This window comes from Pseudomonas sp. MH10 (genome assembly GCF_034353045.1).
GTDB lineage: Bacteria > Pseudomonadota > Gammaproteobacteria > Pseudomonadales > Pseudomonadaceae > Aquipseudomonas.
This window is the reverse complement of record NZ_CP133783.1, coordinates 4983652-5003470: the sequence shown is the minus strand read 5'-3', so window position 1 is coordinate 5003470 and position 19819 is coordinate 4983652. Positions and strand designations below refer to the sequence as shown.

Sequence of the window (19819 nt, the reverse complement as noted above, 5' to 3'; positions counted from 1 at the left end):
ACACGTTGGCTCCTGCAGGTGCAGTCCAACGTGTTGGCGAGAAAGGCTATGCTCTGGGTTCGTTGCATACGACTGGAGCCTCCATGACTGCCACCCGCCTGCTCGTCCCGCTGAGCCTCGCCCTGCTTGCTGCTTGCGCGCAACAACCCCGGCAAATCGTTAGCCTTGATAAGCAAAGTGATTGCCCGCTTAAACTGAAGTCCGGGCAAACCCTACTCCTGACCCTACCCAGTACTCCTGAGACCGGCTATCGCTGGGCAGTGCAAAACCCCGCACCCGGTGTTTTGCGCAGCTTGGGCCCTGAGGTTTACAGCAACCCGGAAAATGCCGGGCTGGTCGGTACTGCTGGGCAGTCGGCGTGGCGTTATCAAGCGGCTAACGCCGGGACCGGACGCTTGATGATGACCTATCAACAGCCGTGGGCGCCGGAAGTGGCGCCGGTGAAGACGTTTGATTGCGCTATTACGGTTAATTAATCTCAGAAACCCACTAATCTTCTGTAGGAACCAACTTGTTGGCGAGACTGACGTAGCCTCGCCAACAAGTTGGCTCTACAGGTAATAGTAGGGCGACGTCGCTTCCTGGGGCTAACTTCGCTAAAATGCCGGCCTTTTCGCCCTCCATGCTGGAATCGCTGTGAGCAAAGAACCCGACCGTATTTTCGCCCAGCCGTTGGCCCAAGTGCCGGACTTCGCCTTTAACGAAGACGTGGTGCGCGTTTTTCCGGACATGATCAAGCGTTCAGTGCCGGGCTATCCCACGATTGTCGAGAATCTAGGCGTGCTCGCGGCGCAGTTCGCTCAGCCCAATAGCGTGTTGTATGACTTGGGTAGCTCTCTAGGCGCAGTCACCCAGTCGTTGCGCCGGCACGTACGCAGCGAAGGTTGCCGCGTGATCGCTGTGGATAACTCTTCGGCGATGGTGGAACGCTGCCGTGAATACCTCAAAGCACAGGACTCGATGTTTCAAGAGTTGTTGCCGGTCGAGGTTATCGAAGGCGACATTCTCGCGCTGCAATTCCAGCCGGCTTCGGTGGTGGCGTTGAATTTCACGCTGCAGTTCATCGCCCCCGAGCAACGTCTGGATTTACTCAGCCAGGTGCGTCAGGCGTTGGTGCCCGGTGGCGCACTGATCCTCTCGGAAAAACTGCGGTTTACCGATGATCAAGAACACGCCCTGCTCACCGATTTACACATCGCGTTCAAACGCGCCAATGGCTACAGCGAGCTGGAAATTGCCCAGAAGCGCAGCGCCATCGAAAACGTCATGAAGCCCGACAGCCTTGAAGAACATCGGGATCGCCTGCTGGCGGCCGGGTTTTCCAAAGTAGTGCCGTGGTTCCAATGCCTTAACTTTGCCTCGTTGATTGCCCTGCCATGATTGATCTCGCTCCACTGGTCCGCCGTTTGGCGGGCACGCCCTTGGCTGAGTGGGCTAACGGCCTGCAAGCACAGCTTGATACCAAGATGACTAAAAGCCATGGCGACCTTGAGCGCTGGCAAGGCGCACTGGACGCCTTGCCACCGCTCAAGCCCACGCGCATTGACTTGGCTGAAAGCTTCACGCTCGACTGCGACTGTGATGTTGAAACCCGTGCGCAATTACGCACTGCGCTAATGGGTTTGTCCCCGTGGCGCAAAGGGCCGTTCGATGTCTTTGGCGTACACATCGACACCGAATGGCGCTCCGATTGGAAATGGTCGCGGGTGTCGCCGCACCTGGATTTGAAAGGCAAACGGGTGCTGGATGTCGGTTGCGGCAACGGCTATTACCAATGGCGCATGCTGGGCGCCGGGGCCGACAGCGTGATTGGGGTTGATCCAAACTGGCTGTTTTTCTGCCAATTCCAGGCGATGCAGCGCTTTTTGCCTGACCTTCCCGCCTGGCACCTGCCGTTTACCCTGGAAGACCTGCCCGCCAGCCTCGAAGGCTTCGATACCGTATTTTCCATGGGTGTGCTTTATCACCGGCGCTCACCGATAGACCACTTGCTGGCACTGAAAGACTGCTTGGTAAAAGGCGGCGAGTTGGTGCTGGAGACTTTGGTGGTGGAGGGCGATGTGCAGCAAGTGCTGGTGCCGGAAGACCGATACGCTCAGATGCGCAACGTCTGGTTCCTGCCCTCGGTGCCCGCGCTTGAATTGTGGCTGCGCCGTGCCGGATTTGTTGACGTGCGCTGTGTCGACGTCAGCACGACCACTGTCGAAGAACAGCGCGGTACAGAGTGGATGCGTTTTCAGTCGTTGAGCGACTACCTGGATCCAGCGGACCACAGCCGCACGGTGGAAGGCTTGCCAGCGCCGATGCGGGCTGTGATTGTGGCGCGTAAGCCATAAAGGCTCGCCAACACGTTGGCTCTACAGGGGATTGAACAGGACTCTGTAGATACCCTCTTGTTGGCGAGCAACTTGACGCGGTCTACTTGATCAACCCTTGGCTGCCGCCGCCACTATCAGCGCTTTCATTTCGGCAACGGCCGATTTGAAACCCACGAACAGTGCATGGGCCACCAACGCATGGCCAATATTCAATTCGTTGATGCCCTTGATCGCCGCGACCGCTTCGACGTTGTGGTAATGCAGACCGTGACCGGCATTGACGATCAGGCCTTGGGCCAAGCCAAACGCGACGCCATCAGCAATTCGCTGCAATTCTTCTGCAACGTCGCTAGGGGTCTGTGCATCGGCGTAACGGCCGGTGTGCAATTCGATAGCAGGTGCTCCGATACGTTTGGACGCCGCGATCTGCCGCTCATCAGGGTCGATGAATAACGACACTTCGCAACCGACCTTCGTCAGTCGATCCACCGCGGCCTTGATCCGCGCTTCTTGTCCCGCGACGTCCAGACCGCCTTCGGTGGTCAGCTCTTGGCGGGTTTCCGGAACCAAACAGATATTGGCCGGACGAAGACGCTCGGCAAACGTGAGCATCTCTTCGGTCACACCCATCTCGAAGTTCATGCGTGTTTGCAATACATCCTTGAGCAGCAGCACGTCACGCTCCTGAATGTGACGGCGGTCTTCGCGCAAATGTACGGTTATTCCATCAGCCCCTGCCTCTTCGGCATCCAGCGCAGCTTTCACCGGATCGGGGTAACGAGTGCCACGGGCCTGTCGCAAAGTGGCCACGTGGTCGATGTTCACGCCAAGAAGAATGCGAGTGCTTTGAGTCACAGATGTCTCCTGTCAATTTGATCACAACAAACCTGGGCAGCATAAAGTGTGCTCACGGCTTACGAAACAATTCACGACTAACCAGCGGCCGCCCGCCCAGGTGCACGGCAAGCGCCTGACGCATCAAGCGTTTGGCTGCAGCCAGCGCGCCTGGTGCGTTCCAGTCCGCCTCTGCCATGGCCAACAACTCTACGCCCTGAAACACGCCAGGCTGTAACAACCAAACGCGCTCTAGCCCGGCATCCACCCGCAAACGGTACATGCCATCTGACGCCACCGGCTCACCGTCGATATCAGCGTGCAGGTCGAAGCCGTAACCCAGCTCGTCGAGCAGGCGCCATTCGAAGGAGCGTAACAACGGTTCCAGCGCACGACCTTCGGCCAAGGCCAACAAGGTGGCGGCATAGTGGTCGAAAACAGCCGGATGGGGGACTTCAGGGGGCAATAACCGAATCAGCAGTTCGTTCAGGTAAAGACCGCTGAACAGCGCTTCGCCAATGAGCCATGTCGACAGGCCAGCACTTTCCATGCGCCCGACGTTCTTTAGCTCGCCACGACCTCGAAATTCGACTTCCAGCGGAACGAAAGGACGGGCCAGGGTGCCGGCCTTACCGCGCGCGCTGCGTAACACCGCACGTAACAAACCTTGAGGCGTGAGGAAGTCAACCAATGCGCTGCTTTCGCGGTACGCCCGGCTGTGCAGCACATAAGCAAGTTGGCCGGTTGGCGTGCTCATCGTTCAGGCAGGCTCGCAGATCGCAGCAATGGGAAGCGTAGCGGATAACGATATGAATCTGCGCGGTGCCGGGCCGACAAGGCGACCCGACACCGGCTGTTTGGCTTACAGGTCGGCGTAACCCAGCGAACGCAGGGCGCGTTCGTCATCGGACCAGCCACCTTTGACCTTGACCCACAGGTTGAGCATGACTTTGGAGTCAAACAACAGCTCCATGTCCCGGCGCGCGTCGGTGCCGATACGCTTGATCCGCTCGCCCTTGTCACCAATGATGATTTTCTTCTGCCCGTCACGCTCCACCAGAATCAGTGCGTGAATGTGCAGGGTTTTGCCTTGTTGCTTGAATTGTTCGATTTCCACGGTAATTTGATACGGCAGCTCAGCACCCAGCTGACGCATGATCTTTTCGCGAACCAGCTCAGCGGCGAGGAAACGGCTGCTGCGGTCGGTAATCTGATCTTCCGGAAAGAAGTGATCGTTTTCCGGCAGGTGGGAGGCAATCAGCCCTTCCAGTGCTTCAAGGTTATGACCCTGTTGCGCGGAAATCGGCACGATCTGGGCGTTGGGCAATTGCCCTTGCAGCCACTCCAGATGCGGCATCAATGCCGCTTTGTCTTCGAGACGGTCAGTTTTGTTGATCGCCAGAATCACCGGACCTTGCACGTACTGAATGCGCTCAAGGACCATCTGATCTTCGTCGGTCCAACGTGTGCGGTCGACGACGAAAATCACCACGTCTACATCTTTCAAGGCAGCCGACGCGGTTTTGTTCATGTAGCGGTTGAGCGCTTTCTCACCGTTTTTGTGCATGCCAGGGGTATCGACATAGACCGCTTGAATCGGGCCCTCAGTTTTGATGCCGAGCATGTTGTGACGGGTGGTCTGTGGCTTGCGCGAAGTAATCGCCAGCTTTTGGCCGAGAATGTGGTTCAGCAGCGTGGACTTGCCCACGTTGGGCCGGCCAACAATGGCAACATAGCCACAGCGTGTTGCGGTTGAATCAGTCATGGCCGTTCTCCACGCCAAGGGCAATGAGTGCTGCGGCCGCTGCTACCTGTTCGGCAATGCGACGACTGACACCCTGACCCCGGCTTTTTTCGTTCAATAAGGTGATCTCACACTCGACGAAGAATAGTCGGCAGTGCGGTTCGCCCTGGATATCCACCACTTCATAACGTGGCAAGTCACAGGCGCGCGACTGCAGAAACTCTTGCAGACGGGTTTTCGGATCTTTGTTGGTATCGACCAGCGTCAGGCTATCGAACTCGGTGGTTAGCCAGGCCAACACGCACTCTCGCGCCATGTCCATGCCAGCGTCCAGATAGATTGCACCGATCAATGCTTCAAGGGCATCGGCCAAAATCGATTCGCGACGGAACCCACCGCTTTTCAATTCGCCGGAACCCAGGCGCAGGTACTCGCCCAAGTCGAAACCACGGGCCAGCAACGCCAGGGTTTCACCTTTCACCAAGCGCGCACGAAGCCGAGACAACTGGCCTTCTCGCGCAAGAGGGAAGCGGTCGAACAAAGCCTCTCCAGCGACGAAGTTCAAAATGGCATCACCGAGGAACTCCAGACGTTCGTTGTTGCGTCCGGCAAAACTTCGGTGAGTCAGGGCCAGGATCATCAGGTCCTGATCCTTGAAGGTGTAGCCGAGCTGACGCTCCAGGCGACTTAAGGAAACGCTCACGGTTTAGCCACACTGAATTCGTGGTCGAATTTCATCACTAAATCGATATTCTCGATCAGTGGTTCGCGATTCTCATATTTCAAATGGGCGAGGAACTGGTTGTTCTCCACCGTCACACTTAACGCCTTGTTCAAATCCAAATCCCGAATGCTGTTGACCTCCATGCCCTTGCTGACATGGCTGTAAAAATCGCTGACCGTTGTAATTTCCAGCGCTTTGTCGGTATCGACCGAGCTAATAATTTTCTTCAACGACATGTAGTCGAGGTAATGCGGAATCATTTTAAACGCCGTGCTCGCCACAAAAGCGACCAGCGCCAATGTGAGCAACCACCCAAATAAGGACAAACCTTTTTGCGACGCGGCGGATGTCATGTTCGACCTCAAGCGTAGCTGCTCTATTTGCCAGCAAGGTTTTTGTGCCGTTGCCAGCGTTTCAAGCCAGCCCAAATGACATACGGCGCTGTTGCGAAACAGCGCCGTATTTGGCTACTTGATCAGGCCAACCCTGGAAATATTCGGGAAGTGGCTCAGTTTCGGCTCAGGCCAGCTCATCCAGACAGCGAAGGCTTTACCGACAATATTCTTGTCGGGGACCATGCCCAGTTCATCCTTGGGAATATTGGGATCGTCCCAAAAACGGCTGTCGTTAGAGTTGTCACGGTTGTCACCCATCATGAAATAGTGCGCCGCTGGCACGGTCCATTCATGATCAGGTGGCGCGCGGTAGCGACTCATTTCCTGACGAATCTGATGCTCAACTTCGCCCAGTTTCTCTTGATAAAGCTCTGCGCTGCCTAGAGTGCCTGGTTCAGAACCGATCAACTGCTTGGCGACCAATTCACCATTGATGAACAGACGCTTGTCACTGGTATAGCGAATCTGATCACCGGGCAAACCTACTACACGCTTGATGTAGTTGACGCTTGGGTCGCTTGGGTAGCGAAACACCATGACGTCACCGCGCTGCGGATCGCCGATCTGGATCACTTTCTGATCCAGTACGGGCAACCGAATGCCGTAGGAGAATTTGTTTACCAGGATGAAATCACCCACGTCCAGTGTTGGCTTCATCGACCCCGACGGAATCTGAAACGGCTCTACCAGAAACGAGCGCAAAATCAGCACGATGAACAGCACTGGAAAGAACGATTTGCCGTATTCAACCAGCAAAGGTTCTTTGTTCAGTCGCTCTACGATGGCGACATCCGGCTGGCTGACGCTGCCCTGATAAGTCGATATCGCGGTACGCCGACGTGGCGCCAAAATGGCCAAGTCGAGCAATGCAAGCAAACCGCATACGAAAACGGCGATGACCAACAACAGCGGGAAATTTAGTGACATAGGACCTAACTATCCAACCTGAGCACTGCAAGGAAGGCTTCCTGTGGAATCTCCACGTTACCGACTTGCTTCATGCGTTTTTTACCGGCCTTCTGCTTCTCGAGCAGTTTACGCTTACGGCTAACGTCACCACCGTAACATTTGGCCAGTACGTTCTTTCTGAGCGCCTTGACGGTTGTCCGTGCCACAACCTGCCCGCCAATGGCGGCCTGGATTGCCACGTCGAACATCTGCCGCGGGATCAGTTCTTTCATCTTTTCGGTCAACGCGCGACCTTTGAAGTTCGCGTTGTCGCGGTGCACGATCAACGCCAACGCGTCGACTTTCTCACCGTTGATCAACACATCAAGCTTGACCAGGTTTGCAGATTGGTAACGGTTGAAATGGTAGTCCAGAGACGCATAACCACGGCTCACCGACTTGAGACGGTCGAAGAAGTCCAAGACCACTTCGTTCATCGGCAGGTCGTAGGTCACTTGTACCTGAGTGCCCAGGAACAACATGTCGTGTTGCACGCCACGTTTTTCGATGCACAGCGTAATGACGTTACCCAAGTGTTCTTGAGGCACAAGAATATTGGCGCGTACGATCGGCTCACGCATGTCTTCGATCGTAGACTGATCAGGAAGCTTTGACGGGTTATCGACCAAAATCGTTTCACCGGTTTTCAACAGTAATTCAAAAATTACCGTCGGCGCCGTGGTGATCAGGTCCAGATCGTACTCGCGCTCTAGACGTTCCTGGATAATCTCCATGTGGAGCATGCCGAGGAAGCCGCAGCGGAAGCCAAAACCAAGCGCGTCGGAGGCTTCCGGCGCGTATTGCAAGGACGAGTCATTCAGCGTCAGCTTTTGCAGCGCTTCGCGGAAGTCTTCGAAATCGTCCGAGCTGACCGGAAACAGCCCGGCATACACCTGCGGCTGAACACGTTTGAAGCCGGGCAACACGGCTACATCAGGCGTGGTGCTCAGGGTCAAAGTATCGCCAACGGGGGCGCCGTGGATGTCTTTGATACCGGCAATGATGAATCCCACTTCGCCAGCTTTCAGATCAACGGTCTGTGTGTGCTTGGGCGAAAACACACCTACGCTGTCCACCAAATGCATTTTGCCGGTGGATTTGACCAGAATCTTGTCGCCCTTGCGTACGCGGCCGTTGCGCACGCGCACCAGCGACACAACGCCAAGGTAGTTGTCGAACCAGGAATCGATGATCAACGCTTGCAGCGGCGCGTCGATATCACCGGTCGGAGCAGGGATGGTGTGAACCAGACGCTCCAGCACCTCATCAACGCCGAGGCCGGTTTTGGCCGAGCAGGCAACTGCGTCAGTAGCGTCAATGCCGATGATCTTTTCGATTTCTTCTTTGACGCGATCAGGGTCTGCCTGCGGCAAATCGATCTTGTTCAGCACCGGCATGACCTCAAGGCCTTGCTCGATAGCGGTGTAACAGTTGGCGACGGACTGGGCTTCAACCCCTTGCCCTGCGTCAACAACCAGCAGCGCGCCTTCACAGGCAGCCAGCGACCGGCTGACTTCATAGGTGAAGTCAACGTGGCCTGGGGTGTCGATGAAGTTCAGTTGATAGGTTTTACCGTCCAGCGCCTTGTAATACAGGGTAACGCTGTGAGCCTTGATGGTGATGCCGCGTTCGCGCTCCAAGTCCATGGAATCGAGGACTTGAGCTTCCATCTCGCGCTCGGACAAGCCGCCACACATCTGAATGAAGCGGTCGGCCAGCGTCGACTTGCCATGGTCAATGTGGGCGATGATGGAGAAATTGCGGATATGACTCAAATCACTCACGGATCAACACTCAAAAAGGTTGCAGGCAGACTGCCCGCCGAAAAATAGCCGGGAATTGTACCTGATCGAAGGCTGGGGCGTCACGTTCGTAAGCCAGGCAACGATCAGTTACGGTTATGTAACCGCATTACCTGAACTACGGACACAAAAAAGGGCGGTAATCACCGCCCTTTTTATTAAGCCGCCCGGTTACTCAGCCAGTTTGAACGTAATAAAGCTTGCACGGCCCTGGCGCAAGACGCGCATGGAGACTGACCGGTTCTTCGGCAGGTCTTTGGCAACCTCAGTGAAGTTCTTCGCGGACGTGATCGCCTGATTGTTCAGGTGGGTAATCACATCGCCCGGCTGCAGACCGATCAAAGACGCAGGACCTTCCTGCACTTCCTTGATCACTACACCGCCTTTGAGGTCGAAGTTCTTTTTCTGCTCGTCAGTCAATTCGACCACCGAGACACCGAGACGATTGCTGCTGTGCTCAGCGCCCTCTCCAGGAATACCCATCTCCTGGCCTTCGTCCGGCAGCGCACCAATGGTAACGCTCACGGTTTGGCGTTTGCCGTCTCGAATCACTTGCAGGTCAGCTTTACTGCCGTCCTTCATATTGCCGACTATATGTGGCAGGTCGGCGGACATGACAATGGGCTGACCATTGGCACTGAGAATCACGTCACCCACTTGAATGCCGCCTTTTGCCGCAGGACCGTTATCCAGTACCTGAGCCACCAGCGCACCGGCTGGCTTGTCGAGACCGAAGGACTCAGCCAAGTCTTTGTTGACCTCCTGAATCACCACGCCCAACCAGCCGCGATTGACCTTGCCACCCGATTTCAACTGATTGGCTACGTCCATGGCGACGTCAATGGGGATCGCGAAAGACAGACCCATGAAACCACCAGAGCGGGTGAATATCTGCGAGTTGATCCCGACCACTTCGCCGGCCATGTTGAACAGCGGGCCACCGGAGTTACCCGGATTGATCGCCACGTCGGTCTGGATGAACGGCACATAGGTGTCATTCGGCAGGCTGCGACCTTTGGCACTGACAATGCCTTTGGTCACTGAGTGATCGAAGCCGAACGGCGAGCCGATGGCCAATACCCACTCACCCACTTTCAGCTTGTCGGAATCACCGATCTTGACGGTGGGCAGGTCCTTGCCGTCAATTTTCAGCACGGCAACGTCAGTGCGCGGGTCGGTTCCGACCAACTTGGCTTTCAATTCACTGCGATCGGACAGACGCACGATAATTTCGTCCGCTCCTTCGATCACGTGGTTATTGGTCAGCACGTACCCGTCGGGTGAAATGATGAAGCCAGAGCCCAGGGACTGAGCTTCACGCTGACGATCACCCTTGGGAGTGCGTTGCCCCTTGGGCATGCTGTGTTCGAAAAACTCTCGAAGCTGTGGCGGGAGGCCATCCAGGTCGGGCATTTGACCACTTGCCACGGACCGTTCCGGCATTTTTTGTCGCGTACTGATGTTTACGACAGCGGGCGAAGCTTGCTCGACCAAACCGGTAAAGTCAGGCAAAGACTCTGCCTGAACAACGGCCACTTGACTGAGCATCAATACAGCGGCAACGAGTGACAAATAGGACTTCAAGCTTGGTATCAACATACGTCTCCCGTACACAACGAGCATGGTTGAGCTGTCGGACCGACCGGTCCGAAAAAGCGGATGCACATCACTAGCGACTGCGACCGGATTCTGTCAGCCAATTTTCTTGACCCAGAAACGACAAAGGCCAGAGCTGGGGGGCTATGACCTATAGAAACAATCGATTTTTTTTGCAAACCTGAACCTTCACAAAACATTTCAGCATCTCTCTGCGAAACACGCTAAAGCTCGTTTTGCAGATCATATCGCGGCGAATGAGAAAATCTTGTTCACGGCTTGCGCGTACACCGTTGATACCGGGGCGATTTATTTGGCAACCTGCTTTGATTGCGAATCAGCATTGCGCATTGAGAGCGCAATACGCTCAGCGGTGCCAATCGGAATTTCTCCCACAACCGTTACCATGGCGTCGCCTGAAGCAGTGGCAACCCGACGCGAAACCGCAACGGTAGGACCTAACTGAGTACGAATATCAGCGGTGTCCGTCGCGTTTACCGGCTCGATGAATACCGAGAATCGCGCCAAGCCATCGTCATACATCAGGCTGGTGAGCGTCACTTTGGACGTTGGATCTTGCCGCGCTGAACTGCGGCTCAACTGAAAACCATCAGGCACCCAGTCTGACCGCCAAGTCGCCGGGACGCTGGATGAGTCTTCTTTGGCACTGGCGGTTTGCACGGGCTTGCAATCGGCGGTTGCTTCCAACATCTGGTCTGTTGGGATATCGCGTGTATCCAGTTCGGTGAACTGGAATCGCTCAAGTAATTGCCCCTTGTCATTGAGTAACAACGACTTCAACGGCAATGCAGTTTCACTATCAACATGCAGTTCAATGCCATAGCGATGTTGGTCGCGCGGCGTTAGTGCAACGATAATTGCATTACGACCCGCCACACGGGATTTCCCAACTATGTTAATTTCATAGAAAGCAGACAACTTCTTTGGATCAAACGCTCGTGCAGGAGAATCCGGTTGATTGGTTATGCCTGATACAAGTAGGCCGCTCACGCACTGAGTAAGCCCGTCGACGCGTAGCACTTCTTGCGCAGAACCATCTAACTGGAGCATATGCTCGCGAACTTTGCCATCGACGACTCGATGCCAGATTCGATGGGTAGAAAAACTACCGTTACGCTCGTAAACAAAAGTGCCTTGAAAGCTTTGCTGTTGCTCAGCCTGCGCAAGACGTTTGAGGAGGTCTTGCGCATCGTCGGCGTGCGCTGGAAGAACCAGCCATCCACTGAGCAGAAGCGGCAATAGAGGGATGGCGCGCATGATCCTCCTTAGCGGTTTTCCAAGCTGGCAGCACGAGCATAAGGAAGCGCGCTTTCAGTGCCTTTCAACGCAGCTTGCTGAGCATGCTGACGCAGATAACCAGGCAGACGCTGATCATGCCAACCGGCTTGACCTTGCATCACGCCACTGGCCATAGGACCCGGAGCTTGTTCGGCGCTTTCGTTGTAACCGGCCAGAACTGCCGGGCCTTTTACTAGCGGTACGGACAGATTTGCTGGCTGAGGCGCCTGCTGCGCAAGCTCTGCGCCGGCGATATCGTCCTGATTGTACAAACGTACACCAGCCAATACAGCCACAGTTACCGAAGCAGCTACTGCCAAACGACCCAAGCTACGCCAAGGGCTGCGCGGCGCTTTAAGCGGGCTCACTTCATCTGCAATCGCGGCAGAAACAGCAGCCGAAATGTCCAGATGAGGCAATAGCAAATCTTTGTGCATCGCTGCGCGAGCAACTTGGTAACGCGACCAGGTAGCACGTGTCTCAGCATCGTCAAAGGCATTCAGCACCCGACGTATTTCCAGCTCATCCGCTTCGTTGTCCATCACTGCGGACAGCGATTCCTGCAGGGCTTCACGACTCATGGCGGTTCCTCTCTTGGCTATCGCCGCTGTCTCAGGACTCCTGCAACAACGGCTGCAGGGCTTTATCGATGGCTTCCCGAGCGCGGAAAATCCGAGATCGCACGGTACCCACCGGACACTGCATGACACTGGCAATGTCCTCGTAACTCAGACCGTCGAATTCGCGTAAAGTTAGAGCCGTACGTAAATCTTCCGGAAGTAACTGGATAGTTCGATGGACAGTGCCCTCGATCTCATCCCTCAACAATGCACGCTCTGGCGACTCGATATCCTTGAGGCCATGATCGCCGTCATAGAACTCCGCGTCTTCAGACCTTACATCGCTATCTGGTGGTCGCCGACCTCTCGACACCAAATAGTTTTTCGCCGTATTAATGGCGATGCGGTACAGCCAAGTATAAAAGGCGCTGTCGCCGCGAAAATTACCAAGTGCGCGATAGGCTTTAATAAACGCTTCTTGCGCAACGTCCTGGGCTTCATGGGTGTCGTGCACGAATCGCACGATCAACCCGAGAATTTTGTGCTGGTATTTCAGCACGAGCAGATCAAAGGCTCGCTTGTCGCCGCGCTGTACACGCTCGACCAGCTGCTGATCCTCTTCCTGGGTTAGCATGAACACTCCTCGGTGGACCTGAAGGAGTGTTGCATCAGCCGTTGAACAGGCTTGCAAACATAGACTCGGGCTTTTCGCAAAAGTTCTCCCCTCCAAGCAAGTTTCCTACGGACAGTCATTAGCCGCACGAAAAACGCAGCGCGGACATGGCCGGCTGCGTAAATAATCTTGTCGCCGATCAGTGTGCGGCGCAGTCACATAAATCCGCACACAAACGACGCGTCCCTTTATAGGCAACCTGCTATTGAGCTTCCGGGGTGCATGAAAGTTCCCGGCATTTCGCTATCAGGTGTAAGACATCGCCACATTTAGGACGAGGAATATGCTTCAACCCTGAAACAGTCACGCCTGCGCCCACCTATCGGGAAAACGGTATGCAGATCTGATCAGACTGGGGCACACTCCTGCCGCGCTGTGGTTTCACAATGCCATAAAAGCTCGGCTATTGTGCCGATCCACCCCTCTATATACTAGTGGCCGCTGCGCGCGGAGTTACGACATGAGCCAACATTTTCAACACGACGTCTTGGTCATTGGAAGCGGTGCCGCAGGCCTGAGCCTTGCGCTGACCCTACCCAGCCATTTACGCATTGCCGTTCTAAGTAAAGGCGACCTGGCCAATGGCTCGACATTCTGGGCTCAGGGTGGCGTCGCTGCGGTTCTAGATAACACGGATACCGTGCAATCCCATGTCGAAGACACGCTCAACGCCGGTGGCGGGCTCTGCCATGAAGACGCGGTGCGATTCACCGTCGAGCACAGCCGAGAAGCCATTCAGTGGCTCATTGACCAAGGTGTGCCCTTCACCCGTGACGATCAATCTGCCACGGAAGATGGCGGATTTGAATTCCATTTGACGCGTGAAGGTGGCCACAGCCATCGCCGCATCATCCACGCCGCCGATGCTACTGGCGCCGCGATCTTCAAGACGTTGCTGTCTCAAGCCAGGCTTCGGCCTAACATCGAACTTCTGGAACAACGGGTGGCGGTGGATTTGATCACCGAACGTCGTATGGGTCTGGAGGGTCAACGCTGCCTTGGCGCCTACGTGCTCAATCGCGCCAGCGGCGAAGTCGATACCTATGGCGCTCGCTTCACGATTCTGGCATCGGGCGGCGCAGCAAAAGTTTACCTGTACACCAGTAACCCCGATGGCGCGTGCGGTGACGGGATAGCCATGGCATGGCGTTCGGGTTGCCGGGTGGCGAATCTAGAGTTCAACCAGTTCCACCCTACCTGCCTGTATCACCCGCAAGCTAAAAGCTTTCTGGTCACCGAAGCCCTGCGGGGCGAAGGCGCGTTTCTCAAACTGCCCAACGGCGAACGCTTCATGCAGCGCTTCGATCCTCGGGCCGAACTGGCGCCTCGGGATATCGTTGCCCGGGCCATCGACCATGAAATGAAGCGCTTGGGCATCGACTGCGTTTATCTGGACATCAGCCACAAGCCTGAAGCGTTCATCAAAACCCACTTCCCTACGGTGTATGAACGCTGCCTCGAATTTTCCATCGACATCACTAAACAACCGATACCGGTGGTCCCCGCAGCGCATTACACCTGCGGTGGCGTGATGGTCAACGAGCAAGGTCGCACCGACGTTCCGGGCCTATATGCGATTGGCGAAACCAGTTTTACCGGGTTGCATGGCGCCAACCGGATGGCGAGCAACTCGCTGCTGGAGTGCTTCGTTTACGCCCGATCTGCCGCTGCCGACATTCTCGAGCAGTTGCCGAAAATCCCTCTGCCCGAGGAACTGCCGACCTGGGATGCCAGCCAGGTGACCGATTCCGACGAAGACGTGATCATCGCCCACAACTGGGACGAGTTACGTCGATTCATGTGGGACTATGTAGGGATTGTACGCACCAACAAACGCTTGCAACGCGCACAGCATCGGGTACGTCTGCTGCTGGACGAAATTGACGAGTTCTACAGCAACTATAAAGTCAGCAGAGACCTTATTGAACTGAGGAACCTGGCTCAAGTTGCCGAACTGATGATCAGGTCTGCCATGGAACGCAAGGAATCTCGGGGGCTGCACTACACGCTGGATTACCCGGACATGCTGCCCGTGGCACTCGACACTATTCTGGTGCCGCCCATCTACGTCGGCTGAACTTCAAGCGCACGCGCAAACGCCGGTGTACCTCCGGCGTCAGCGCATCGCGGGGAATACACAGACCGCGCAGCCGCCGATCGATCAATCGCGGCCCATTGACGACGCGAAACCGCAGCACCACCAACACAGGCAGCGCCAGGCTGTCGCGGCGCAATTGCACCGCTTGCCAGCCGTTGCCATCGCTCCAAAGCTGCCAGCCGTCGGCGTCGCGGCGCAAACCGGTGAACGCGGCCGGGCTGCTCAGCAAAACAAACCGCGGCAACGCCCAACACCCATGAACCAGGCACGCCAAAGCGCCCAACGCACGGGCCCACCAAAACACATCTAGAGAAAATAACGAAATCAGCGCCAGCGCCTGCGCTATCAAATACGCCGTCAGCAACAGCCGCGAGGCCTGCCAACGGCATTCGAAGCGATCACTTCGGCTGGACACGATCCAGAATCATTCTGACCATGCGTTGCAGCTCCGGGTCTGGCGACTCTTCGCGCTGCATGAACCAACCGAACATGTCCTGATCTTCAGAGGTCAGCAATCGACGATAAAGATCGCGATCTTCGGCGTTCAGGGTGGCGTATACCTCTTTTACAAACGGTACCAGCAGTACATCCAGCTCAAGCATGCCACGGCGGCTGTGCCAGTAGAGCCGGTTGAGTTCAACGTCATCGACCATGGAGCGCTCCTCAAATTAGGCGGCAAGTATACAGGCGCAGCTCAGCGTGACGCACTGCGCTTTGGTCGCAGGGGTTTTCAATGGATGAGTGATCAAGCCTGTACCTATTCTGCGAAGTCAGCACTATTATGGTGTCCAGACTTTTTACCCTGCGATGACCCATGGCCGACTCCGCTTTTTTCTGCACGCTGTCCCACGAGGGCATACTCGCCGTCCGCGGCCCTGACGCCAGCAAGTTTCTTCAGGGCCAGCTGACCTGCAATCTCAACTATCTAAACGACACCGCAGCCACCCTCGGCGCACGCTGCACGCAAAAAGGTCGCATGCAGTCGAGCTTTCGGATTTTGCTTGAAGGTGATGGCTGCCTACTGGCGATGGCGTCAGAATTGATCGAGCCGCAATTGGCCGACCTAAAAAAATACGCCGTGTTTTCCAAATCCAAGCTGACGGACGAAAGCGCTGGCTGGGTGCGTTTCGGCCTTCATGACGGCGACGGCGCACTGGTCTCGCTGGGGCTGGACTTGCCACAGGCGTCGGATTCAGTGGTGCGTGCCAATGGCCTGATCGCTATCCGGGTGTCGCCCGCTCGCGCCGAGCTTTGGGCAGCCGCCGACCAGGCCGACGACGTGCAAGCTCGCCTTGCTGCACATCTGGCTCAAGGCTCATTGAACGATTGGTTGCTGGGGCAGATCCGTGCGGGCATCGGCCAAGTAATGGGCAATACCCGCGAAACATTTATCCCGCAGATGCTGAACTTGCAGGCAGTCGGCGGCGTAAGTTTCAAAAAAGGCTGCTACACCGGACAGGAAATCGTCGCCCGCATGCAGTACTTGGGCAAGCTCAAGCGCCGACTCTATCGCCTGACCCTTGCGGGCATCGACCTTCCCGAACCAGGCACTGCCCTGTTTTCACCGGTTCATGCCAGTGCAGTGGGTGAAGTGGTGATGGCTGCGCAGGCCGAGGATGGCATTGAGCTACTGGCGGTGTTGCAGGCGGATGCTGCCGAGGATGGCCACATTCATGTTGGCGCTGCGGACGGTTTGACACTTCAATTGACACACCTTCCGTATACGCTGGACTCCAAACTGGAAACTCAGCGCTAACCAATACGCACTTTCTCTCGTTTTCCGGGTCCAACACGGCTAAACCCGGGCGCTCGTCGAGTGCTCGGAAGCAGTAACCACGCCACGCCTAAGAGATGTGACATGAACACGATGGCTGACACAGTGCAAAGGGATTTGATTCGGGCGATCAACAGCGACGCGTTATTTCTACCTACGCTGCCGGAAGTGGCCCTGAAAATTCGCACGGCCGCCGAAAACCAAGACATCAGCGTCAGTGAACTGAGCAAAGTCATCGCCGGCGACACTGCACTTTCTGCACGAATGATCAAAGTAGTAAACAGCCCGCTGATGCGCGGCACTATCGAAGTGAGCGACCTGCACACGGCGATTACCCGCTTGGGTATCAACTACAGCTGCAACCTGGCAATCGGACTGGTAGTGGAGCAAATGTTCCAGGCCAAGTCGGATGTCGTTGCGCGAAAAATGCACGACATCTGGGTAAAAAGCCTGCAGGTAGCAGGGATCAGCTACACGTTGTGCCGCAATCATTCCAAGCTCAAACCCGATAAAGCCACGTTAGCCGGGATGATGCACCTGATTGGCGTATTGCCGATCCTGACGTACGCCGAGGACCATTTCGAACTGCTTTCAGATGCCGTCAGTCTTAACCACGTGATCGAGCAGATTCATCCGTTCATTGGTCAAAAGCTGCTCACTGCCTGGGAGTTCCCAGAGATGCTGGCCAAGGTACCGGGGGAGTTTCTGGACTTTGAGCGCCAAGTGGACCAAGCGGATTATGTCGATCTGGTGCAAGTCGCGACGGTGCACAGTTACCACGGCACGCACCATCCCTTCGCTGCTTTGGAGTTAGGCAACCTACCTGCCTTTATCCGCCTCGGTCTAGACCTTGAAAATGGCGCCCTCGTCGCTGAAATGAATGAGTCGATGAACATGCTGGTTTAGCGTGATCTTGTTGCCATTCGCGAATTGCCGAAACCTGTGATTACATCGGTCCATTGCACCCTATCAAGCCGGCACAAAACTCACGCGCACCTTCAAGCCCCGCTCTGCCCCATCATGAAGGCTGATCTGGGCCAAGTGCGCGCGGCAGATTTCGCCGACAATCGCCAGGCCCAGCCCCGACCCTGAACCGTGCTGATCACGCCGATAAAAGCGTTCAAACACGCGCTCACGTTCCGCCTCGGGAATACCGGGGCCGTCGTCTTCGATCTCAAGCACGCCCGGCGCGCTAACCCGCAAAATCACATTGCCGCCCGGCGGGGTGTGCGCCAACGCATTGTCGACCAAATTACTCAACAGTTCATTGAGCAAAATAGGTTCGCCACGCAACCACACCGATTCATCCGCTTCCAACGCCAAGGCGACGCCTTGAGCATGGGCCAAGGGCGCCATGGCCATGCCCAGCTCCCGCGTCAATTGACTCAGGTCGAGTCGTTGCGCGCCGCCTTCGGAAATTGCCCTTGCACCGTTTTCAATTCGTGCCAGCGACAGCAACTGATTGGCCAGATGAGTCAGCCGATCAGTTCCCTGCGCCGCAGCTTCCAGGGTGATGCGCCAATTCGCCGGAGTGGTGTCGCGCAATCCCAGTTCGACCCGAGCCTTGAGTGCGGCCAAGGGCGTGCGCAACTCATGCGCAGCGTCAGCAATGAACTGCGCGTGACGTTCGAACTGCACCCGCAAGCGTTCAGTGAAATGATTGAAGGCGCCCACCAACGGTTGAAGTTCGCGCTGAACATCCACCGGCGGCAGTGCGCGCAAATCATCTGGCTGACGCGCTTCCACTGCTGTGCGCAAGCGCTCCAGCGGACGCAGCGCCGCGCTGACGGTGAACCACACCAACACCAGCGCACCCGCGCCCAACAAGCCTAAGCGCACCAATGTGTCAGCCATCAAACTGCGCGCCATGCGCACCCGAGCCTCTTCGGTTTCGGCCACCCGAATTTCCGCCATGCCGTTCATGTTCGGATCGCTGACGGGTTTGAGCAAGCTAACGACACGCACGTTCTGACCTTGATAACGGCCATTGTAAAAGCTCGCCAACGCAGGATAGTCGTCAGTGCGCAACGTTCCCGGCGGCGGCGCAGGCAGATTTTCGTAACCCGAAATCAGCTGCTTGTTGATGTCATTAACCTGGTAATAAATGCGCCCCTCGCTGTCGTAGGCGAACGTGTCCAAGGCCACGTAAGGCACGTCGGCGCTCAGGCTACCATCGCGTTGAGAAACCCCGGCAGCGATGGTCCGTGCGGAAGCCAGTAAGGTGCGGTCATACGCCGTGTCGGCAGCTTCACGACCGTTCCAGTAAGCACTCAAACCGCTGGCGAGCATCAGCACGGTAAGCAGCAACCCAAGGTTCCATAGCAGCCGCCAGCGCAAGCTGCTTGGCGCCACGCCAGCCACCTCATGCATCGCGGCTTTCCAGTAAATAACCGAGACCGCGAAAGGTGACGATGGCGATCGGATGCCCATCGATTTTTTTGCGCAAGCGGTGGACGTAGATTTCGATGGCATCAGGGCTGGCCTCTTCCTCGAGGCCAAACACTTGCGCGGCCAATTGTTCCTTGCTCATCACGCGCCCAGGTCGCGCAATCAGTGCTTCAAGCACCGCCTGCTCGCGAGAGGTCAAGTTCAGTAACTCATCACCCAACGCGAACCGTCGTGTGTCGAGGTCATAGACCAACGCACCGCAACGCTGCTGACGTTCGCCGCCTAATACGCTACGCCGCAGCAACGCTTTGACCCGCGCCTCCAGCTCGGAGAGTTCGAAAGGTTTTGCCAAGTAATCGTCGGCGCCGAGGTTGAGGCCATGCACCCGGTCTTTGACCTCGCTGCGGGCAGTCAACATCAGCACCGGGAGGTTCTTGCCCCGGGCTCGCAAACGAGCCAGCACCTCAAAGCCGTCCATTCGCGGCAACCCCACATCCAGAATCACAACGGCATATTGCTCAGTGCTCAGGGCCAAATCAGCAGCCACGCCATCGTGCAGAACATCGACCGTCAGGCCTTGGCTTTTCAGGGCCAGCGCCACACTCTCGGCCAGTTGCAAATGATCTTCAACGAGAAGAACGCGCATCGACTGCTCCGGTTTCTTAG

21 protein-coding genes are annotated in these 19819 nt (G+C 56.3%); 6 read left to right on the top strand and 15 right to left on the bottom strand.

Features of this window, described 5'->3' with window-relative positions:
- Positions 1–83 precede the first annotated feature (83 nt).
- The 3 genes from RHM59_RS22610 to cmoB all read left to right on the top strand — a co-directional run bounded on the left by RHM59_RS22610 (position 84) and on the right by cmoB (position 2336).
- Complete coding sequence (locus tag RHM59_RS22610; RefSeq protein ID WP_322165861.1) at positions 84–476, top strand: protease inhibitor I42 family protein; 393 nt, start codon at positions 84–86, stop codon at positions 474–476.
- Between the two features lie 160 nt (positions 477–636).
- Entirely contained in the window at positions 637–1380 is a 744-nt protein-coding gene (gene cmoA / locus RHM59_RS22605; RefSeq protein ID WP_322285473.1) for a carboxy-S-adenosyl-L-methionine synthase CmoA, read from the top strand.
- Positions 1377–2336 carry a tRNA 5-methoxyuridine(34)/uridine 5-oxyacetic acid(34) synthase CmoB gene (gene cmoB, locus RHM59_RS22600; protein WP_322285472.1) on the top strand — a complete coding sequence of 320 codons (960 nt, stop codon included), beginning with the start codon at positions 1377–1379 and terminating at the stop codon, positions 2334–2336. The genes cmoA and cmoB overlap by 4 nt, the downstream gene beginning before the upstream one ends.
- Before the next feature lie 90 nt (positions 2337–2426).
- Here cmoB and pdxJ read toward each other — a convergent pair whose 3' ends face one another.
- The 11 genes from pdxJ to rpoE all read right to left on the bottom strand — a co-directional run bounded on the left by pdxJ (position 2427) and on the right by rpoE (position 12854).
- A complete protein-coding gene (gene pdxJ / locus RHM59_RS22595; RefSeq protein WP_322165864.1) occupies positions 2427–3173 on the bottom strand; it encodes a pyridoxine 5'-phosphate synthase in 747 nt (248 codons plus the stop codon).
- A gap of 52 nt (positions 3174–3225) precedes the next feature.
- Entirely contained in the window at positions 3226–3909 is a 684-nt protein-coding gene (gene recO / locus RHM59_RS22590; protein WP_322165865.1) for a DNA repair protein RecO, read from the bottom strand.
- A gap of 105 nt (positions 3910–4014) precedes the next feature.
- Positions 4015–4917 (bottom strand): GTPase Era, encoded by a 903-nt coding sequence (gene era, locus RHM59_RS22585; protein WP_322165866.1) that lies wholly within the window; start codon positions 4915–4917, stop codon positions 4015–4017.
- Positions 4910–5599: a ribonuclease III gene (rnc, locus tag RHM59_RS22580; RefSeq protein ID WP_322165869.1), complete on the bottom strand. Its 690-nt coding sequence runs from the start codon at positions 5597–5599 to the stop codon at positions 4910–4912. The genes era and rnc overlap by 8 nt, the downstream gene beginning before the upstream one ends.
- Entirely contained in the window at positions 5596–5973 is a 378-nt protein-coding gene (locus RHM59_RS22575) for a DUF4845 domain-containing protein (RefSeq protein ID WP_322165870.1), read from the bottom strand. Before RHM59_RS22575 ends, rnc begins: the two co-directional genes overlap by 4 nt.
- A gap of 114 nt (positions 5974–6087) precedes the next feature.
- A complete protein-coding gene (gene lepB, locus RHM59_RS22570) occupies positions 6088–6942 on the bottom strand; it encodes a signal peptidase I (RefSeq protein WP_322165871.1) in 855 nt (284 codons plus the stop codon).
- Between the two features lie 5 nt (positions 6943–6947).
- Positions 6948–8747, bottom strand: coding sequence for a translation elongation factor 4 (gene lepA, locus RHM59_RS22565; protein WP_322165872.1), 1800 nt, complete (start codon positions 8745–8747; stop codon positions 6948–6950).
- A gap of 189 nt (positions 8748–8936) precedes the next feature.
- On the bottom strand, positions 8937–10364 hold the full coding sequence (locus RHM59_RS22560) for a DegQ family serine endoprotease (protein WP_322285471.1): 1428 nt from the start codon (positions 10362–10364) through the stop codon (positions 8937–8939).
- 306 nt (positions 10365–10670) lie between these two features.
- Positions 10671–11639, bottom strand: coding sequence for a MucB/RseB C-terminal domain-containing protein (locus RHM59_RS22555; protein WP_322165874.1), 969 nt, complete (start codon positions 11637–11639; stop codon positions 10671–10673).
- Positions 11640–11647: 8 nt separating this feature from the next.
- Positions 11648–12241, bottom strand: a complete 594-nt coding sequence (locus RHM59_RS22550) for an anti sigma-E factor RseA C-terminal domain-containing protein (RefSeq protein WP_322165875.1) — start codon at positions 12239–12241, stop codon at positions 11648–11650.
- A 31-nt stretch (positions 12242–12272) separates the two neighbouring features.
- Positions 12273–12854: an RNA polymerase sigma factor RpoE gene (gene rpoE, locus RHM59_RS22545; protein ID WP_020288878.1), complete on the bottom strand. Its 582-nt coding sequence runs from the start codon at positions 12852–12854 to the stop codon at positions 12273–12275.
- 499 nt (positions 12855–13353) lie between these two features.
- Here rpoE and nadB point away from each other — a divergent pair, with 499 nt between their 5' ends.
- Positions 13354–14970 carry an L-aspartate oxidase gene (nadB, locus tag RHM59_RS22540; protein WP_322165876.1) on the top strand — a complete coding sequence of 539 codons (1617 nt, stop codon included), beginning with the start codon at positions 13354–13356 and terminating at the stop codon, positions 14968–14970.
- Here nadB and RHM59_RS22535 read toward each other — a convergent pair.
- Together RHM59_RS22535 and RHM59_RS22530 are read right to left on the bottom strand one after the other, a co-directional pair.
- Positions 14939–15406, bottom strand: coding sequence for a protein YgfX (locus tag RHM59_RS22535; protein ID WP_322165877.1), 468 nt, complete (start codon positions 15404–15406; stop codon positions 14939–14941). The two genes, nadB and RHM59_RS22535, sit on opposite strands and share 32 nt — an antisense overlap.
- Positions 15390–15644 (bottom strand): succinate dehydrogenase assembly factor 2, encoded by a 255-nt coding sequence (locus tag RHM59_RS22530; protein WP_322165878.1) that lies wholly within the window; start codon positions 15642–15644, stop codon positions 15390–15392. The genes RHM59_RS22535 and RHM59_RS22530 overlap by 17 nt, the downstream gene beginning before the upstream one ends.
- A gap of 161 nt (positions 15645–15805) precedes the next feature.
- Here RHM59_RS22530 and RHM59_RS22525 point away from each other — a divergent pair, with 161 nt between their 5' ends.
- Both RHM59_RS22525 and RHM59_RS22520 read left to right on the top strand, forming a co-directional pair.
- Complete coding sequence (locus tag RHM59_RS22525; RefSeq protein WP_322285470.1) at positions 15806–16747, top strand: folate-binding protein YgfZ; 942 nt, start codon at positions 15806–15808, stop codon at positions 16745–16747.
- Between the two features lie 102 nt (positions 16748–16849).
- The gene (locus tag RHM59_RS22520) at positions 16850–17671 is read left to right on the top strand and encodes an HDOD domain-containing protein (RefSeq protein WP_322165881.1); all 822 of its coding nucleotides are present in this window, start codon (positions 16850–16852) and stop codon (positions 17669–17671) included.
- A gap of 63 nt (positions 17672–17734) precedes the next feature.
- Here RHM59_RS22520 and RHM59_RS22515 read toward each other — a convergent pair whose 3' ends face one another.
- Positions 17735–19135, bottom strand: coding sequence for a sensor histidine kinase (locus tag RHM59_RS22515; RefSeq protein WP_416195040.1), 1401 nt, complete (start codon positions 19133–19135; stop codon positions 17735–17737).
- Entirely contained in the window at positions 19128–19799 is a 672-nt protein-coding gene (locus RHM59_RS22510) for a response regulator (protein WP_322165882.1), read from the bottom strand. Before RHM59_RS22510 ends, RHM59_RS22515 begins: the two co-directional genes overlap by 8 nt.
- Positions 19800–19819: the final 20 nt, after the last annotated feature.

Excerpts from the sequence above, each read along its gene's own strand:
- lepB (WP_322165871.1), bottom strand. The coding sequence starts at position 6,942 with ATGTCACTAAATTTCCCGCTGTTGTTGGTCATCGCCGTTTTCGTATGC.
- RHM59_RS22530 (WP_322165878.1), bottom strand. The coding sequence starts at position 15,644 with ATGGTCGATGACGTTGAACTCAACCGGCTCTACTGGCACAGCCGCCGT.
- RHM59_RS22515 (WP_416195040.1), bottom strand. The coding sequence starts at position 19,135 with ATGCATGAGGTGGCTGGCGTGGCGCCAAGCAGCTTGCGCTGGCGGCTG.
- RHM59_RS22525 (WP_322285470.1), top strand. The coding sequence starts at position 15,806 with ATGGCCGACTCCGCTTTTTTCTGCACGCTGTCCCACGAGGGCATACTC.
- recO (WP_322165865.1), bottom strand. The coding sequence starts at position 3,909 with ATGAGCACGCCAACCGGCCAACTTGCTTATGTGCTGCACAGCCGGGCG.
- cmoB (WP_322285472.1), top strand. The coding sequence starts at position 1,377 with ATGATTGATCTCGCTCCACTGGTCCGCCGTTTGGCGGGCACGCCCTTG.
- RHM59_RS22575 (WP_322165870.1), bottom strand. The coding sequence starts at position 5,973 with ATGACATCCGCCGCGTCGCAAAAAGGTTTGTCCTTATTTGGGTGGTTG.
- RHM59_RS22510 (WP_322165882.1), bottom strand. The coding sequence starts at position 19,799 with ATGCGCGTTCTTCTCGTTGAAGATCATTTGCAACTGGCCGAGAGTGTG.
- RHM59_RS22550 (WP_322165875.1), bottom strand. The coding sequence starts at position 12,241 with ATGAGTCGTGAAGCCCTGCAGGAATCGCTGTCCGCAGTGATGGACAAC.
- RHM59_RS22560 (WP_322285471.1), bottom strand. The coding sequence starts at position 10,364 with ATGTTGATACCAAGCTTGAAGTCCTATTTGTCACTCGTTGCCGCTGTA.
- rpoE (WP_020288878.1), bottom strand. The coding sequence starts at position 12,854 with ATGCTAACCCAGGAAGAGGATCAGCAGCTGGTCGAGCGTGTACAGCGC.
- RHM59_RS22555 (WP_322165874.1), bottom strand. The coding sequence starts at position 11,639 with ATGCGCGCCATCCCTCTATTGCCGCTTCTGCTCAGTGGATGGCTGGTT.
- nadB (WP_322165876.1), top strand. The coding sequence starts at position 13,354 with ATGAGCCAACATTTTCAACACGACGTCTTGGTCATTGGAAGCGGTGCC.
- RHM59_RS22610 (WP_322165861.1), top strand. The coding sequence starts at position 84 with ATGACTGCCACCCGCCTGCTCGTCCCGCTGAGCCTCGCCCTGCTTGCT.
- era (WP_322165866.1), bottom strand. The coding sequence starts at position 4,917 with ATGACTGATTCAACCGCAACACGCTGTGGCTATGTTGCCATTGTTGGC.
- RHM59_RS22520 (WP_322165881.1), top strand. The coding sequence starts at position 16,850 with ATGAACACGATGGCTGACACAGTGCAAAGGGATTTGATTCGGGCGATC.